This window comes from Aquimarina rubra (genome assembly GCF_042684305.1).
Taxonomy (GTDB): Bacteria; Bacteroidota; Bacteroidia; order Flavobacteriales; family Flavobacteriaceae; genus Aquimarina; species Aquimarina rubra.
This window is the reverse complement of record NZ_JBHULE010000019.1, coordinates 764970-782011: the sequence shown is the minus strand read 5'-3', so window position 1 is coordinate 782011 and position 17042 is coordinate 764970. Positions and strand designations below refer to the sequence as shown.

19 protein-coding genes are annotated in these 17042 nt (G+C 34.7%); 10 read left to right on the top strand and 9 right to left on the bottom strand.

What is annotated here, in order from left to right:
• Positions 1–44: 44 nt before the first annotated feature.
• Together ACFSR1_RS12110 and ACFSR1_RS12105 are read right to left on the bottom strand one after the other, a co-directional pair.
• Positions 45–2213: a prolyl oligopeptidase family serine peptidase gene (locus ACFSR1_RS12110; RefSeq protein WP_378292808.1), complete on the bottom strand. Its 2169-nt coding sequence runs from the start codon at positions 2211–2213 to the stop codon at positions 45–47.
• A gap of 264 nt (positions 2214–2477) precedes the next feature.
• Entirely contained in the window at positions 2478–2849 is a 372-nt protein-coding gene (locus ACFSR1_RS12105; protein ID WP_378292806.1) for a DoxX family membrane protein, read from the bottom strand.
• A gap of 142 nt (positions 2850–2991) precedes the next feature.
• Here ACFSR1_RS12105 and ACFSR1_RS12100 point away from each other — a divergent pair, with 142 nt between their 5' ends.
• A complete protein-coding gene (locus ACFSR1_RS12100; protein ID WP_378292804.1) occupies positions 2992–5538 on the top strand; it encodes a M14 family zinc carboxypeptidase in 2547 nt (848 codons plus the stop codon).
• A gap of 83 nt (positions 5539–5621) precedes the next feature.
• Here ACFSR1_RS12100 and ACFSR1_RS12095 read toward each other — a convergent pair whose 3' ends face one another.
• From ACFSR1_RS12095 to ACFSR1_RS12080, 4 genes are all read right to left on the bottom strand, one after another.
• Positions 5622–6614: an aspartate-semialdehyde dehydrogenase gene (locus tag ACFSR1_RS12095; RefSeq protein ID WP_378292802.1), complete on the bottom strand. Its 993-nt coding sequence runs from the start codon at positions 6612–6614 to the stop codon at positions 5622–5624.
• A gap of 236 nt (positions 6615–6850) precedes the next feature.
• Positions 6851–7261, bottom strand: a complete 411-nt coding sequence (gene mscL / locus ACFSR1_RS12090) for a large-conductance mechanosensitive channel protein MscL (RefSeq protein ID WP_219011583.1) — start codon at positions 7259–7261, stop codon at positions 6851–6853.
• Positions 7262–7361: 100 nt separating this feature from the next.
• Positions 7362–8474 (bottom strand): alanine racemase, encoded by a 1113-nt coding sequence (alr, locus tag ACFSR1_RS12085; RefSeq protein WP_378292799.1) that lies wholly within the window; start codon positions 8472–8474, stop codon positions 7362–7364.
• Complete coding sequence (locus ACFSR1_RS12080) at positions 8467–9114, bottom strand: thymidine kinase (RefSeq protein WP_378292797.1); 648 nt, start codon at positions 9112–9114, stop codon at positions 8467–8469. The genes alr and ACFSR1_RS12080 overlap by 8 nt, the downstream gene beginning before the upstream one ends.
• A gap of 170 nt (positions 9115–9284) precedes the next feature.
• Between ACFSR1_RS12080 and ACFSR1_RS12075 the strand changes: the two genes are divergently transcribed.
• Genes ACFSR1_RS12075 through ACFSR1_RS12060 form a run of 4 tightly spaced genes read left to right on the top strand, consistent with a single transcriptional unit; the run spans position 9285 to position 11518 of the window.
• Positions 9285–10085: a hypothetical protein gene (locus ACFSR1_RS12075; RefSeq protein WP_378292795.1), complete on the top strand. Its 801-nt coding sequence runs from the start codon at positions 9285–9287 to the stop codon at positions 10083–10085.
• A 59-nt stretch (positions 10086–10144) separates the two neighbouring features.
• The gene (locus tag ACFSR1_RS12070) at positions 10145–10492 is read left to right on the top strand and encodes a DoxX family protein (protein WP_378292793.1); all 348 of its coding nucleotides are present in this window, start codon (positions 10145–10147) and stop codon (positions 10490–10492) included.
• 3 nt (positions 10493–10495) lie between these two features.
• On the top strand, positions 10496–11167 hold the full coding sequence (rsmI, locus tag ACFSR1_RS12065) for a 16S rRNA (cytidine(1402)-2'-O)-methyltransferase (RefSeq protein ID WP_378292791.1): 672 nt from the start codon (positions 10496–10498) through the stop codon (positions 11165–11167).
• A gap of 3 nt (positions 11168–11170) precedes the next feature.
• On the top strand, positions 11171–11518 hold the full coding sequence (locus ACFSR1_RS12060; protein WP_378292789.1) for a HopJ type III effector protein: 348 nt from the start codon (positions 11171–11173) through the stop codon (positions 11516–11518).
• Positions 11519–11554: 36 nt separating this feature from the next.
• Here the strand turns inward: ACFSR1_RS12060 and ACFSR1_RS12055 are convergent, their stop codons facing one another.
• Positions 11555–11911, bottom strand: coding sequence for a hypothetical protein (locus tag ACFSR1_RS12055; RefSeq protein WP_378292787.1), 357 nt, complete (start codon positions 11909–11911; stop codon positions 11555–11557).
• Between the two features lie 70 nt (positions 11912–11981).
• Here ACFSR1_RS12055 and ACFSR1_RS12050 point away from each other — a divergent pair, with 70 nt between their 5' ends.
• Positions 11982–12689 carry a M50 family metallopeptidase gene (locus ACFSR1_RS12050; RefSeq protein WP_378294503.1) on the top strand — a complete coding sequence of 236 codons (708 nt, stop codon included), beginning with the start codon at positions 11982–11984 and terminating at the stop codon, positions 12687–12689.
• 72 nt (positions 12690–12761) lie between these two features.
• Here the strand turns inward: ACFSR1_RS12050 and ACFSR1_RS12045 are convergent, their stop codons facing one another.
• A complete protein-coding gene (locus tag ACFSR1_RS12045; RefSeq protein WP_378292785.1) occupies positions 12762–13094 on the bottom strand; it encodes a hypothetical protein in 333 nt (110 codons plus the stop codon).
• Between the two features lie 357 nt (positions 13095–13451).
• Here ACFSR1_RS12045 and ACFSR1_RS12040 point away from each other — a divergent pair, with 357 nt between their 5' ends.
• Genes ACFSR1_RS12040 through ACFSR1_RS12025 form a run of 4 tightly spaced genes read left to right on the top strand, consistent with a single transcriptional unit; the run spans position 13452 to position 16327 of the window.
• A complete protein-coding gene (locus ACFSR1_RS12040; RefSeq protein WP_378292783.1) occupies positions 13452–14228 on the top strand; it encodes a hypothetical protein in 777 nt (258 codons plus the stop codon).
• Positions 14229–14235: 7 nt separating this feature from the next.
• Positions 14236–14886, top strand: a complete 651-nt coding sequence (locus ACFSR1_RS12035) for a hypothetical protein (protein WP_378292781.1) — start codon at positions 14236–14238, stop codon at positions 14884–14886.
• Complete coding sequence (locus ACFSR1_RS12030) at positions 14862–15644, top strand: sensor histidine kinase (protein ID WP_378292779.1); 783 nt, start codon at positions 14862–14864, stop codon at positions 15642–15644. Before ACFSR1_RS12035 ends, ACFSR1_RS12030 begins: the two co-directional genes overlap by 25 nt.
• A 29-nt stretch (positions 15645–15673) precedes the next feature.
• On the top strand, positions 15674–16327 hold the full coding sequence (locus ACFSR1_RS12025; protein ID WP_378292777.1) for a response regulator: 654 nt from the start codon (positions 15674–15676) through the stop codon (positions 16325–16327).
• A gap of 94 nt (positions 16328–16421) precedes the next feature.
• Here the strand turns inward: ACFSR1_RS12025 and ACFSR1_RS12020 are convergent, their stop codons facing one another.
• Complete coding sequence (locus ACFSR1_RS12020; RefSeq protein ID WP_378292775.1) at positions 16422–17012, bottom strand: carboxymuconolactone decarboxylase family protein; 591 nt, start codon at positions 17010–17012, stop codon at positions 16422–16424.
• Positions 17013–17042 lie beyond the last annotated feature (30 nt).

Sequence of the window (17042 nt, the reverse complement as noted above, 5' to 3'; positions counted from 1 at the left end):
ATTTTTCAATGTATAAACTGGGTTTAATTTTAATGATAGAACAATTATCCTTTTATCTCATCATTTACTTGTTCCGGTAATACTTCATACCCCATATTGAATAGCGTAAAGCTAAAAATATCAGCGTATTGTTCGATTGTTTTAGCTACGGGGGTACCAGCTCCGTGTCCTGCGTTGGTTTCGATCCTTATCAATGTTGGGTTAGAACCACTTTGTTTTGCTTGCAATTCTGCAGCAAATTTGAAGGAGTGTGCTGGTACAACACGGTCATCATGATCTCCTGTTGTAACTAAAGTAGCCGGATATTTTACACCTTCTTTTACGTTATGTACAGGAGAATATCCTTTTAAGTATTCGAACATTTGTTTATCATCTTGTGCAGTACCGTAGTCATATGCCCAACCGGCTCCTGCTGTAAATGTATGATAACGTAACATATCGAGTACGCCAACGGCAGGTAGTGCTACTTTCATTAGGTCTGGACGTTGTGTCATGGTTGCTCCTACTAATAATCCTCCGTTCGATCCTCCTCTAATGGCTAAGTATTCACTAGAAGTGTATTTATTCTCAATAAGATATTCTGCGGCAGCGATAAAGTCATTAAATACGTTTTGCTTTTGCATTTTTGTTCCGGCATCATGCCATTTTTTACCGTATTCTCCACCACCTCTTAAGTTAGGAACGGCATAGATACCACCTTGCTCCATCCATACTGCGTTAGCAATACTAAAAGAAGGTGTAAGACTGATATTAAATCCACCATATCCATACAATATAGTAGGATTTTTACCTGTAAGTTCTATACCTTTTTTATGAGTAATAATCATAGGAACTTTAGTGCCATCTTTAGAGTTATAGAAAACTTGTTTGCTTTCATAATCCTCTGGATTGAAATCAATTTTTGGCTTGCGATATAATTCTGAAGTACCTTCTGCAATGTTATATTTGTAGATACTTCCAGGAGTTTTATAATTTGTAAAAGAATAATATAATTCCTTTTCTTCCTTTTTGGTTCCAAAACCTCCTACGCTTCCTACTCCCGGTAAATCTACATCACGCACTAATTTTCCATCATAATCATATTGCAATACTTTGGATACCGCATCGACCATATATTCTGCAAAGAAATAACCACCACCGGTACTAGGACTTAATACATTTTCGGTTTCAGGAATAAAATCTTTCCAGTTTTCTGGGGTTGGGTTAGCCGCATCTACTGTTACAATTTTTTTATTTGGAGCATTTAAATTAGTAACCAGATATAGTTTAGAACCCACGTTCTCGATAACATATGTATCGCTATCTGTGTTATCCAGAATAGTAACCAATTTGCTATTTGGTTTGCTAAGATCTTTAATAAATAGTTTATTTCCTGATGTAGAGGTGCTTGCCGAAATAATTAAGTATTTATCATCTTCTGTAACGCGGCCACCTATATATCTATGTTTTTCTTCAGGAGTGCCTCCAAAAATTAAGGCATCATCTTTTTGGGGAGTTCCTAGTTTATGATAGTATACTTTATGTTGGTCTGTTTTAGCCGAGAGCTCACTTCCTTTTGGTTTATCATAACTAGAGTAATAGAAACCTTCATTTGCTTTCCAGGACATTCCCGAAAATTTAATGTCTACAAGTGTGTCCTCAATAATTTCTTTGGTTTCTGCATTTTTAACAATTACTTTTCTCCAGTCACTTCCACCTTCAGAAATTGAATAGGCAAGTAATTTTCCATTTTTAGAAAAACTCAATCCTCCAAGAGAAGTTGTTCCATCTTCACTAAAAGTATTAGGATCTAAAAATATTTCTGGTTCATCACCTTCGTTTTTAAATCTATAGATTACATATTGGTTTTGTAATCCGTCGTTTTTATAAAAATATGTATAGTCACCTTCTTTAAAAGGGGCACCAACTTTTTCATAATTCCATAAACTAGATAATCGTTTTTTTAGCTGATCTCTAAACGGGATACTATCCAGATATCCAAAAGTAACTTTGTTTTGTGCGGTAACCCAGTTTTCAGTTTCTTCGCTGCGATCATCCTCTAGCCAACGATAAGGATCTTTGACTTCTATATCAAAATAAGTATCTACAGTATCTACTTTTTTAGTTTCAGGGTAATTCAATGGAATTATAGTTTTAGCAGTTTCTATTTTCGTTTCTTTTTTGCATCCTATGATAAACGAGATCAAAAATAGGATTAAAAGTGTTTTTTTCATGATGAGTTAAATTTTGTGGGTAAATTATTTTTAGCAAGACTCCATTTGCTAACTCACAAATCTATTAAAAGTAGTAAATTCAGTATGCTAAAGAAAGTATAAAAAAACTGCTCCAACAACGATCATATGGTTATTACACATTTATAGTGTTGCTTTGGGGTTTAGCAACTCTGCTGATCGTTTGTGTAGAGCAGTCGGAATTTTCCGTCCCCTAAGAAACGAAAAATTTTACTTTTATACCAGTAAATTTATGTGACCAGCCTGTTAAAATAGGTTTTTGAAAGTATTCCAATTGGCATAAATTAAGAATGCATTTACCAGAAAAACGAATGCACCGGGACCAATATTTGCCGGATCAAGAGTCGCGTGAAACAAGATTATATTTACCGAAATAGGTGCCATTAGGATTAAAGCAAATGGTACTGCTTTTTTGGTGACTAATAAAAGCCCGACGATTACTTCGATCAATCCAACGGTTTTAAGGATGTAACTTCCTGCTAATGCACCAAAGAATATCCCTGCGTCTGGATTGGCAAATTCAAAATCTGGTAAAAAACCTATAAACTTGTTACTTCCAAAAACGATTAATAAGATTCCTAATAGAACCCTTAATGCTAATATCAATTTAGTATTCATTGTTTTATTTTTTTATGATTAAGTGGTGTATTAGAAGGGCAAATGTTAAAAACCTTACAAATGTTGCTCAAAACCGGAGTTAAAAAAATATCTTACACCTACTGAGAAATAACTAATTGACTTAACTTTTAATATCAAAATAATGAAGCTCACACAACTTCTGATACTCACTTCTTTTATCTATTTATTTACGACGACACCTCTTATTGGACAAGATTATTTTCTAAAAGATAAGACTCCTTTTGACGACAAAATTCCATCACCTGAAGAGTTTCTTGGGTATCCAATAGGGGAACAACATACACGGCATGATCAAATCGTGGCATACTTTGCAAAACTTGCTGAATTATCCGAAAGGGCATCCATTGAAAGCTATGGTAAAACCCATGAGAATAGAAAGTTGATTATACTTACTGTTTCTACACCTGAAAACGTAAAGGGTCTTTCTAGGCTGAAAGAACAGCATTTAAAATATACAAACCCCTCAATTACTCCGTCAAACTATAATGAGCTCCCAATTTTCGTTCAACTGGGATACAACGTGCACGGTAATGAACCTTCCAGTTCTGAAGCGGCGATGCTAACGGCATATGCTTTGGTTGCGTCAAATAGTCCTGAAATAAAAACATATCTGGAGAATGCAATTGTGTTTATTGACCCCACGATAAATCCAGATGGTCGTGACAGACATACACAATGGGCTAATCAGTTTAAAGGGAATCCATTGGTGAGTGACAATTATGACGCTGAACATAATGAAGGATGGCCTCGTGGCCGAACGAATCATTATTGGTTTGATCTGAATAGAGATTGGTTATTAGGTATCCATCCGGAAAGTCGTGGAAAATTGACTTGGTATCATGAATGGTATCCAAATGTAGTAACGGATTTTCACGAAATGGGAACCAATAGCACGTATTTTTTTGAACCGATGAAGCCCATTGGCTCGCAGGATCCGATTATGCCCAAGGAGAATTATGAAGATTTAAATAATTTGTTTGCTCCTTATTTTTCGAATGCTTTGAACAATATAGGATCTTTTTATTTTACCAAAGAGGCTTTTGATGGAACTTATCCCGGTTATGGTTCATCCTATCCTGATTTACAGGGTGCATTGGCTTTATTGTTTGAACAAGCTAGTTCCAGAGGACATTTACAGGACACAGATTATGGAACCATCTCGTTTCCTTTTACAATTCGTAATCAGTATGTTTCTAGTATAGCTACGATAAAAGCCGCTGTCGAAAATAAAGAAACACTCCGCAAGTATCAACAAAACTTTTTTAAATCTGCAGTAACTAATGTAGCAAAGAATACCATTGCAGGTTATGAGTTTGGAGATGCTTATGATCAGAATAGAAATAAAGCATTTATTGATAAATTATTGCTTCATAAAATCAAGGTATATAAAAAGGGAGATCGATATGTAGTACCTGTAAAACAACCTCAAAAGCGAATGGTTCAAACAATCTTCGAAACCTACAATAAATATAGAGATAGCGTTTTTTATGATGCTTCAGCCTGGAGTGTTGCCAATTTTTATAACATGAAGTATAAGGGACTTAAATCATTAAGTTTAGAAGAAGAAGTCACTTCTACAGCAGGTGTTGTGGATATTACAAAGGTTTCAAAATCGGATTATGCTTATATCATGGATTGGGATGATTATAATGCACCGGCTGCTCTGTATTATATGCAATCCAAAGGATTACTTGTAGCTTCGGGCTTTAAGCCATTTAGTATTAAAACTTCCGCAGGAAATAAAGGTTTTAATTATGGAAGTGTTTTGATTCCGGTCAGCAAGCAGAAAAAAACCAGTGACGAAGTATTTGCAATAGTTAAAGATGCACAGGAAAAGTTTAACGTTCCTGTTTTTAGTACCAATACTGGATTTAGTACCTCTGGAATTGATTTAGGAAGTGGTAATTTTAGAAAGTTAGACACTCCCAAGGCACTGTTGTTGATTGGCGATGGGGTTAATTCATATGAGGCAGGAGAGGTATGGCATTTACTGGATACCCGAGTTCATATGCCTATTACTAAGTTAAGAATGAGCATGTTTAATAGGGCTCCTTTAAAAGAATATAACACTTTAGTGATGGTGTCCGGTGGATATCAACAGTTAGATTCTCTTCAACAGAAAAAAATAAAGGAATGGGTGTCTCACGGAAATACGCTGGTCACTATTGCAAATGCTTCGAAGTGGGTTATTGATAAGAAAGTGGTAAAAGAGAAGCTCATCAAAAAAGAAAAAGATACAGTGAAGAATAAAACAGTAAAACGATTGCCATACGTGGATGCAAGAGAAAATATAGGACGAGAACGTGTAGGAGGTGCAATTTTTGAAGTAGATCTTGATATTACCCATCCATTAGGTTTTGGATATCGAGATGCTTCACTACCTGTGTATAAGAATAATGAGGTATTTATGGCTCCTAGTAAGAACCCATACGCTACCGTGGCAAAATATACAGAAGATCCTCATATTGATGGATTCGTATCCACGGATAATTATGAGAATTATTTAAGGCCATCAGCTTCACTGCTAGTGAGTGCTATAGGAAGTGGTAGAGTAATCCTTTTTGCGGATAACCCTAATTTTAGAGGTTCTTGGTACGGAACTAACCGTCTATTTCTGAATGCATTATTTTTAGGAAAGCACATATATGTTCCTAAGGTTAGAGAGTAATGCTAATTTGTAAAATGTAAATAAAGAAAAAACCCTTGTTATCCTTTTATGATGACAAGGGTTTTGTAATAAAGGTTGGTTATTTAGCCGATTAATTTATTTTCTACAAGATACTCTCCAATCTGAACGGCATTGGTAGCAGCTCCTTTACGAAGATTATCTGATACGATCCACATATTAAGTGCATTTTCTCTCGAGTGATCTCTTCTAATTCTACCTACAAAAACATCATTCTTTCCTTCTGCATAAATTGGCATTGGATAGGTATTTGTATCCGGGTTATCTTGTACAGTAACTCCAGAAGTAGCATTCAAAATTTGGCGAATATCATTTTCCTGAAATTCATTTTCAAATTCAAGATTTACACTCTCGCTATGTCCTCCAACAACGGGAATTCGAATGGCAGTAGCTGTAACAGCTATCGTACGATCATCCAGAATTTTCTGAGTTTCATTCACTAGCTTCATTTCTTCTTTAGTATATCCATTTTCCTGGAATGCATCACAGTGCGGAATAGCATTGCGATGTATTGGATACGGATACGCCATTTCTCCTTTTTCACCTGCATATTCATTTTCCAACTGTTGTACGGCTTTTACACCAGTGCCTGTAATGGATTGATAAGTAGAAATGATAGCACGCTTAATCCTATATTTTTCGTGTAACGGTCCTAATGCCATCACTAGTTGTATTGTGGAACAGTTAGGATTGGCAATAATTTTATCTTCTGCTGTTAAATCTTTAGCATTGATTTCTGGTACCACCAACTTTTTAGTTGGATCCATTCTCCAAGCCGAAGAGTTATCAATTACTGTAATTCCTGCATCTGCAAATTTAGGAGCCCATTCTTCAGAAGTACTTCCTCCTGCAGAAAATAATGCTACATCAGGTTGCATTTCTATAGCTGTAGCTAATCCAACTACGGTAAACTCCTGATTTTTATAAGATATTTTCTTACCTACAGATCTTTCTGAGGCTACAGGAATTAATTCCGTTACCGGAAAATTACGTTCTTCTAATACTTTTAACATTACTGTGCCTACTAATCCAGTGGCACCTACAACAGCTACTTTCATCTGCTTTATTTATTATTGACTTTTGACAATACAAAAATCGGTCTTTGTTTTTAAATTCCAGCAAATGTGCTGATTATTTCTATAAGGAGAATGATTTTTTCAGAAATAATATCAATTTAAACATTTTGTTATATATTAAACATTTTGTAAAAAAGAACCGCTCTGTTTATAGAGCGGTTTAGTTAGAATATGTAGTATAGCGGTAGCTATAGATAATTCATTTGATATGCGAGATTTTATTTTTTAAGTAAATCTCTGATTTCAGCTAATAACTCTTCCTGAGTAGGACCAGCTGGTGCAGCAGGGGCTTCTTCTTTCTTTTTCTGGCTTTTTTCATATGCTTTTAGAACCATAAAAATACAGAAACCAATAATTATGAAATCGATTACTGTTTGAACAAAATTTCCATAATTTATTGTTACTGGTGCTATTGCTTCTCCAGCTTCATTAACTGAAGCTTCGGTAAGCGCAAACTTAAGCTCTGTAAAATTAACATCTCCTAACAATAAGCCAATAGGAGGCATCAAAACATCGTTTGTAAAAGAAGTTACAATTTTACCAAAAGCCCCACCTACGATTACCGCAGTAGCAAGACTTACAATATCTCCCTTCATCAAGAAAGACTTAAAATCTTTAAAAAATCCCATTTTATTAAATTTAGATAATTAGTATGCTACTAATTTAACAAAAATTAAGAAACAAGTGGATAATTATTGAAGTCTTAAAAACCTTGTTTTTCGATGAACATCAATTATTATCGATAATAACGCGTTTTACTCTCGGAGAGATTGCCGTAAGGAGCTCATAAGAAATGGTACCCGCACCTTCGGCGATTATCGCTGCAGAAGATGTATTGTCAAAAATAATTACTTCGTCGCCTTCTTTACAATCAATATCCGTGATGTCTATCATAATCATGTCCATACATACATTACCGATTATGTAAGCCTTTTTACCATGTATGGTGACAAAGCTATTTTTGTTTCCGTATTGTCTTCCGATACCATCAGCATGTCCGATTGGTATAGTTGCCGTTTTGGTATAGCCATCTGCTTTAAAAGCTCTGTTGTACCCCAGAGTTTCTCCGGGTTCTAACATATGGATCTGGGAGATAATTGATTTTAAAGATGCTACCGGTTTTAATTCCTTATCATAAATTACTTCGTTACCATATCCATATAAGCCGATTCCGGTTCGAACCATATCAAAATGGGCTTCGGGATAGTTTAGTATTCCTGAAGTATTCGATTGGTGTAGCATTGGTGTGTAACCCAATTTTGCAATCATTTCTGAAGCAGTCTTCTTAAATGAGTTGATCTGGTTTAGCGTAAACTCTTTTTCATTATGATCCTCGCTTGCCGCAAGATGAGAGAATAGCGATTGTATTTTGACGCTGTCAGTTTTGTTTAAGTGATCCATGATGTAATCTACATCATTCTCCCAAAAACCTATTCGGTTTAATCCGGTATTGAACTTTATATGTGCAGGATATCCTTTTTGTTTTTTAGTTACAGCAACTTTTATAAACTCTCTTAAAATCCTCGGACTATATAAACTGGGCTCCAGGCGATAGTCTATTAGCGATGAAAAATTTATAGGTTGGGGATGTAGTACGAGGATGGGAGTTGTGATTCCCGCTTCTCGTAAAGCAATTCCTTCAGAAACATAGGCAACAGCAAAATAATCTGCTCCAATTCTTTCCAAATGCTTTGCCATAACTACAGCATCACTTCCATAACCTGCAGCTTTTACTACAGCTAATAGTTTAACTTCTGGTTTTAGCTTACTTCTTAAATAGTTATAATTATGAGTAAGATGCGCCAGATTAATTTCCAGAACGGTTTCTTTTACACTACTCATTAGGTTTTTCAGAATTTTTAGATAATTCTTTAGGATCAGTTACCTCTATTTCTTTTACTTTTTCTTTTAATGTAGCCTTATAATAAGCGGCACGACTTAGGGGTTCATACTCATCGGTTTCTCCAAGTAATACCAAATCATCTTTTTTTGATTTTCGAAAACTAAACTGAGCAAGATTACCGGTTCGTGTGCAAACAGCATGAACTTTGGTTACATATTCTGCAGTGGCCATTAGTGCCGGCATCGGTCCGAAAGGATTTCCTTTAAAATCCATATCTAATCCTGCAACGATAACACGAATACCTTTATTGGCTAAATCATTACAAACACTTACGATCTCATCATCAAAAAATTGTGCTTCGTCGATGCCTACAACATCACAGGTATCCGCCAGAATTCTAATATTAGCCGCTGCTGGAACCGGAGTAGAACGAATCTCATTAGCATCGTGAGAAACTACCATTTCGTCATCATAACGCACATCGATGGCTGGTTTAAAAATTTCAACTTTTTGTTTGGCAAACTGTGCACGTTTCAGTCTACGGATCAATTCTTCGGTCTTACCCGAAAACATCGAACCACAGATTACTTCTATCCACCCAAATTGCTCTTTATGATTTACCGTATTTTCGAGAAACATTTTGTATTTTTCAGCATCAATTAAAAGAAACCCTACTCCTTTAATACCAAATGAGTTTTATAACGATAGATGAAACCATCTCACATTTCACTATATTATTTGGTATTGCTCTAAAGATGAGGTAAATTTATTAAAAAACAAAAAGCATAGCCCAAACGAACAAGAAAGTTATGAAGAAGAAATTGGAAGCAGAGCTTATAAGCATTGCACATAAAATATTACAAGGTAAGGATCGATCCACTCTACAACAGTTGCAAGAAGATGCGAGACAATTATATGAAAAATTAAGTATTTTAAATTTTGCTGAATCTCATTTTGCAGATAACCAACCAACTATTGGGCAGATTAGAAGTTCTTTAGAAGAACAAAATACTATCGAGATTGAAGAGGAACCTATTAAGAAGGTACAACCTAAACCGATTATTAGTCTTGATGAAGAGCCGGAAGTAGAAGAGGTTTCTGAAACCATGTTTAACCTTGGAAACAAAACGATTGAACCACCTGTAGAAGAAATTGAGGAGCAAAAACCTGAAATTGTTATTGAAAAAATCAATGAGAAGGTAACCGAAGATCTTTTTGTTCCCGTTCCTAAATTTACAGAAGAAAATGTTTTGTTATCTGAACCGGTATATGAAAAAAATGATAAAGAAGAAATAGGATCAGCACCTCAAAGTATGCCTATTTTGGATAAGATTAATGATGTAGATGAAAAACCAAAATCACTGAACGATCAATTAAAAAAAGGTATTAATATTGGGCTTAACGATCGCCTGGCTTTCATAAAACATTTGTTTGATGGAAGTTCCACAGATTATAACCGCGTGCTTTCACAACTGAATACACTGAATAGTAAAAGTGGAGCGCGACAGTTTATTAAAAACATGGTAAAACCAGATTATAATAATTGGGTAGGAAAAGAGGAATATGAAGAGCGTTTTATGGAAATTGTAACCAATAAATACGAATTCTAGGTAAGGATTAGTTCTTTTTGATCACTAAGTCTTCAAGAAATAAAGTAATAACAAGATATATGAAGATTATTTATTGGGTTGCTACAGTAGCGATGTGTGGAATTATGTTATTTTCTGCACAAATGTATTTTTTTAATACTGAAATGGTAAGAGGATTTTTTGAAAATCTGGATTACCCAACCTATTTAGTAATACCTTTGGCGATTGCTAAAATAGTAGGAATCATTGTGATCCTTACCAATAAAATAAAGTGGTTAAAAGAATGGGCGTATGCAGGATTCTTTTTCGATATGGTATTAGCCTATACCGCTCATTACATGAAAGATGATGGAGAAGGATTATTTGCTGCTTTAGGATTGATATTCCTGATCATATCATATACAACCGGTAAAAAAGTAAGACCTTAATACATGTCTAAATTATACTTAGTTCCCACTCCGATTGGTAATCTGGAAGACATGACTTTTAGAGCTATTAAAGTACTCAAAGAAGTCGATCTAATTTTAGCCGAAGATACCCGCACTAGTGGTAAATTGCTGAAACATTATGAAATTATGACACACATGCAAAGTCATCATATGCATAATGAACATAAAACTACAGAAAGCATTATCAGAAGATTACAAAGTGGTGAAACGGTTGCACTAATAAGTGATGCAGGAACGCCGGCCATAAGCGATCCTGGATTTTTATTAACGAGAGCTTGTGTAGAAAATAATATCGAAGTAGAATGTTTGCCTGGAGCAACTGCATTTGTACCGGCTTTGGTTAATAGTGGTTTGCCAAATGACAAGTTTGTATTTGAAGGGTTTCTTCCGGTAAAAAAAGGAAGACAAACCCGATTACAACTATTGGCAGAAGAAACCAGAACCATGATTTTCTATGAATCACCTCATAAGCTCATAAAAACGTTAGGAAATTTTGTAGAATATTTTGGAGATGATAGATTGGTTTCTGTGTCAAGAGAATTAAGTAAGCTTCACGAAGAAACGGTTCGAGGAACTGCAAAAGAAGTACTGTCTCATTTTGAAAATAAACCTCCCAAAGGAGAGATAGTTATTGTAGTTGGAGGTAAAAAATAATATATGGACGTATCAGACTTTATTAAAAAACTTAGAAACACTCCAGAAGAAGTTACATTTCAGAATACAATGGATATCATAGATGCTCATTACAGTTTTGAACCTGTATCTTTTGTTAATGGAAATATAACCAATGAAGCTGGGCAAAATTCTGGTTCTTGTAAGTTGTTTTCTTTTGCAAAATTGCAAAACCTAACTAAAGAAGAAACATTACATTGTTTTGGAAAGTATTATAAAGATGTTCTGGGAAATCCTGAAGGAACGGATCATCAGAACATTCGTAATTTTATGAAAACAGGATGGAGTGGGATATCTTTTACAGGGACAGCATTGACTAATAGGCTTTTATAACTGATCACCACCACTAATTAATAAGTAAACACAATTTTATTTATGTTCCTTAAGCTTTTTAGCAATCTCGCCTAATGATAATTGTTGTCCGGGATTTATGAGTAAAGAAGAAAAAGGATCAGTATTTAGGTTAGCAGTTATTAGGACTTCTTCTTTTTTTGTATCATTAATAAGAGCAAAATTAATTTGTTTGTCTAATTCATAATTTGGATCATGAACAGGCATTTTGGATTTAGCTTCCGGAGTATAAACAGGCATCTGATTATAATCAGTAAGGTTTTGCTTATCTATAAAAATATTCTTTTCTTCTGTAACTTTTTCCTGGCCATGAATACCTATAGTTAGAAAACAAGTCAGAATAATAAAAAGATATTTATGGATTGAAGCATTCATAATGGATAATTTTTTGAGCCATAAAATTACGTATTTTGGTTTGTTTTAAAGACGCTAAACGAATTTAAAAATTACAGGTATCTCTAAACGTTTTGATTATACAATAATAGTTGTTGCCTTAGTAGTTGTGGTACTATGGCAGTTACCGTATTTCGGATGGTTTCAATATCCTTTTCGATTGCTGGGAACATGGTTTCACGAAATGGGCCACGGACTGACGGCCTTGTTAGCAGGAGGAAGTTTTGAGTATTTAGAGATTTATGAAAATGGTGGAGGTGTTGCCTATTATCACTTAGGAGGAAGCTATTTACCAGCATTTATGGGTAATGCATTGGTAGCCGCAGGTGGATTATTAGGTCCTGCAATTGTGGGAGCATTATTGATTGTTTCGGCAAAATCTCATAGAAGCTCTATGATTGCACTTAGGATATTAATAGGCATTATGATACTTTCCCTATTATTATGGATTAGATCTTTTTGGGGAATTGCAGTAATGAGTTGTTTTGCGGTGTTTTTGTTTGTGATTACACTATTCAAAAGTAGAAAGTTAGAGGTTGTTGTGATCTTGTTTTTAGGCTTGCAATCTGTATTAAGCACCTATCTTCAGTTAGACTATTTGTTTACAAAACAGTTCGAAAGAGATGGCGCGATTCAGATTTCAGACACGCAGGCTATTGCAGAAAATACGATTGGCACTTATTGGATATGGGCTATATTTATCATTTTGATGAGTGTATATCTTCTCTGGAAAAGTTTTCGGTATTACTTTAAAAAATAACAACCCGAACTGATAAATTCAGGTTGTTTATTCATAAAATAATGCTTCGTTTTTTGAAAACATATTAATTTACTAACAAGAAATTTTAGCATATTTAGGATCCAGTGTTGTACCGTACACCTTATAGCATTCTGTAACTGGTTTGTCATATGTCTTGGTAAAAATCGTAGACCAACCAAATGCCCAGTTTTCTTCAACCTTCAGATAGATAGAAGTGGCGCCTTCCGGAATAGTTTCTGACTTGTTTACTCCTAGCGAGATATCTCCTGAATGCTTACTAAATTCCTTACCATTCAGTTTGTAAGAAAGTGTAAATCGTGCTACATATCCTCCTTCGCATCTAATAAGAATAGATCCTGTTTGTTTTGCGTCTAAGTGAGACAATACTGCTTCTTTTAATTCCATGATTTGTTTTTTAAACTTCTACTCTATTTATAATTAGGCTTTTCGAATCCGCCGATGTAATCAAAAAAGTAGCTACTCTTCTAATGGTTTATTTTAATTACACTCAAAATTAATGTAACCACCTGTATTTCAATAGCGTATAAGTTTCTGTTTTCAAAACCACGTATTTTCCCCATTTGCATAGTAGAATTACCTATTTGTTAAATGATTGGCTCTAAATGTTAGAAATATAAACACGTGGTAAATACGTGTTTTTTCAGGGTTATTACCTGTTAATCTGCCCATTATTAGTTACCAAAGTGTTTTTTGCTTAGCTTTAAGGAACAAACCAATTTAACGTAATAAATATTCACACAAATGGAACAAGCACTAGAACAAAAACAGCTAATTACAAAGGAGCAGTCGGATAGCATAACGAGATGGCAGGAAGAAGAAGTATTACTATTAGCTAGACATTTTCAGCGACTAAATATTGATAATAAAACTTCTACTAGTCATTATTCTCGCACGAATTTTTTTGAGATGAATACAGATGATATTAAGACCTTAAATACCCTTAAGGATATTAAAAGCATTAGAATTTACATGAGTCTGGAAGATGAGGATAAAAATAAATTCACTTTTCACCCAATCATAAATATTAAGTATGGAAGTGCCGGTAATGAAGTCTGGTTTACTTTAGAAGCTAAATATCAAAAACCAAAAGTGCCAATAGCTGCAAATGTAAATGATGGAGGAACCATTGTGCCAGGCATATTTAAGGAAATGATTTTGGCCAATTGGAATAGTGTAGAAGATAATTTAATCGATGATCTTTTTGTGGCAAAAGACGAGAGAACAAGGGCATTAACCAGAGTTAACTTTTTTAATGTTAGCAGTGATATGGTGCTGGAGCTTTTTAATACCACCTTACAGGATAATATTTCGAGATTTATTATGTATCCAGGTGTCGATATGAACAAGTTTCAACATCGAAATATGATCTCATTTACTCCGGTAATAGGAATTGTTCCTGATACCAAGGTATTAACTGAGGTGATATCAAGACATGGTTTAGTAGAATTTGATAATGAAGAGATTTTTATTGAATATTCTAAACCCTGTCCACCTACTTGTCCACCCAACTCTAATTAAGTAATTGATGAGTCCAGAGTTTTTTGATATTTTAGGTAGCATTTCATCTTTCATAGTTGTTATACCTTTAGTATTATCGATATTCAAGTTTAAATCATTACATAAAATACAACTAAAACTAGTTTACTTACTTGTAGTGGTTTTTGTAGTTGAGTTTATTGCGAACATATTATGGTATCAAAAAATTAATAACCTGCCATTGTATCATTTTTATGCAATCATAGAGTTTTTATTGATTATCAATATATACCGAGTAGTATTATCCAAAATATTCTCAAAATGGTTTTTCATTATTCTGGGCGTTGCTTTTACAGTATTTGCAGTGGTGAATACACTGTTTTTTCAGGATTTAAATACCTTTAATTCTAACGTAACAACATTGTTAGGAGTTGTGGTGATATTTTTGGCACTGAGTTACTTCTATGCCTTATTAAAGGAAGTAAAATATAGTGCTTTAGAAACGAACCCCATGTTTTGGATCAATTCTGGTTTTTTAATTTATTTTTCGAGTAACTTAATACTGTTTTTTATTAATAACAATATGTTCAAAGGGTCTACTGAAGCAAGTTATTTGGTTTGGGGACTTCATGCTATTGTAAACATAGTACTAATGCTATTTTATATCACTGCTTTATGGGTGAATCCGAAGAAGCTATAACACTAAAGATCATCATCATCGGTATGGTCGTGATTTTTTTACTGTCACTATCGGTGATTGTGTTTTTTATTATCTATCAGCGAAGATTACTGGGGCAACAAAAAAGACATCAAAAAGCAGAGTCAGACTATCAGAAAGAATTGCTAAAAACATCTATCCAGAGCCAGGAAGAAGAACGTAGCAGAATAGCTAAAGAGTTACACGATGACGTAGGAGCTATGTTAACTACAACGAAGCTATATATTGGCCAGATAACACCAGAATTAGCACCAGAAGAATTAACAACAATAGCAAATAAAATCAGTGGTTTTTTTGATGATATGATTCACAGTGTGCGGAGTATTTCTCAGGATTTAAGACCAGTGGTGTTAGAGAAGTTAGGGTTTCTGGAAGCTATTGATAGCTTGGTGCAAACGGTACGAGATTCCGGAAAAATCAAAATTTCTTTTGTAAATAATACGACACAGCATATAGCTAAAACAAAAGAACTAAATCTATATAGAATAATTCAGGAGTTAATTACCAATACCCTTAAACATGCAGAAGCTTCTACCATAAAAATTGAAATGAAAAATCAGGATGAGAAACTGATTATTGTGTATGAGGATAATGGAAAAGGATTAGATGAAAAACAACTTCAATTCAGAAAAGGATTAGGACTAAAAAACATCGAAAGCAGGTTATCTGTTTTATCCGGAACCATAAGTTTTCTGGAAGAAAAATCAGGAATGAAAGTCCGGCTAGAAATACCACAGTAAGCACTCTTAACAACCTAAATAAAAAAACCATGGAGATTATTAAACTAGGATTGGTAGACGATCATAATTTATTTCGGGAAGGTATCAAATCGTTATTAGATAAAATGAAAAATATTCAGCTTGTACTGGAAGCAGTAAGCGGCAAGGATCTTTTAACGAAGTTAAACAACGTCGTTCCTGATGTAATACTACTGGATCTGGAGATGGAAGAAATGAACGGAGTAGATGCAACGGTAAAAGTCAAAGAGTTGTATCCGGATATGAAAGTGATTATACTTACGATGCATAAAGAAGAGCGAATGATATCCTACTTGATGGAGGTCGGAGCTAATGGATACCTTTTAAAAGACACCAATCAACAAGAGTTGGAAGATGCAATACGATCCGTGTGTGAAAAAGGATTTTATTTTAACCCTTTTGTTTCTCAGGCATTATTAAAAGGATTGAAAAACAAATCAGCCAAACCTCCTGCAATTGGCAAAGACTATCATCTTACCTCAAGAGAATTAGAAGTATTGGAATTAGTCACGAAAGAATATACTACGGCAGAAATTGCCGAAGAACTATTTCTGAGTGTACGAACTATAGAAGGACATCGTAAAAATTTGATGATGAAGTTAGAGGTAAAAAACACAGCCGGGTTGATTATTAAAGCTGTGAGGGAGAAGATTATTGCTGTGTGAGAAGGAATAAAAAAAAGACCTCACAGTCCGCCTCGGCGGACTGTGAGGTCTGATCTAATATCTAACCGTCTAATTAATCCAACGATCTATAAAATTAAACGTGTTTTCCTTTTTCCCAACCGTGTTTGCCAAGATATTGCTCTCCGGACTCTATGGCTCCTTCTTCTACAGTAGTTCCCATAGAATCATTCCAGCGGTTTAGGTATCCAAATAAGGAAATAACGCCAAGCATTTCTACTATTTCACCTTCATCCCAGTATTTATAAAGTTCTGTTTTGATAGCTTCATCTACATTGTTAGGAACTAAAGATGCAGCAAGCGAGAAATCAAGGGCGGCACGCTCAGCATCACTAAACGCAGGATGTGTTTTATATTCCCAGATGTTATCTAATTGTTCTTGTTCTGCTCCGTAGCGTTCTGCTGCTCTAATTGCGTGAGCCTGGCAATACCTACAGCCTGTAGCATTACTACTTACCCAGGCAATCATACGTTTTAAGGCTGAGGTCACGCGACCTTCATTAGCCATTACTGCTTTATTGAGATTGATAAACGCTTTAGAAATGGCTGGTCTTCTCTGCATGGTTAAAACAGAATTAGGACAGAAGCCTAAGGTTTCATTAAAGAATTCGGCCAATTCTTTGGTTTCTAAATCGTGATCAGCGGATAAAGGTGTTACTAGTGGCATGTGTATGTGTACGTTTTGAATTAATTTAAA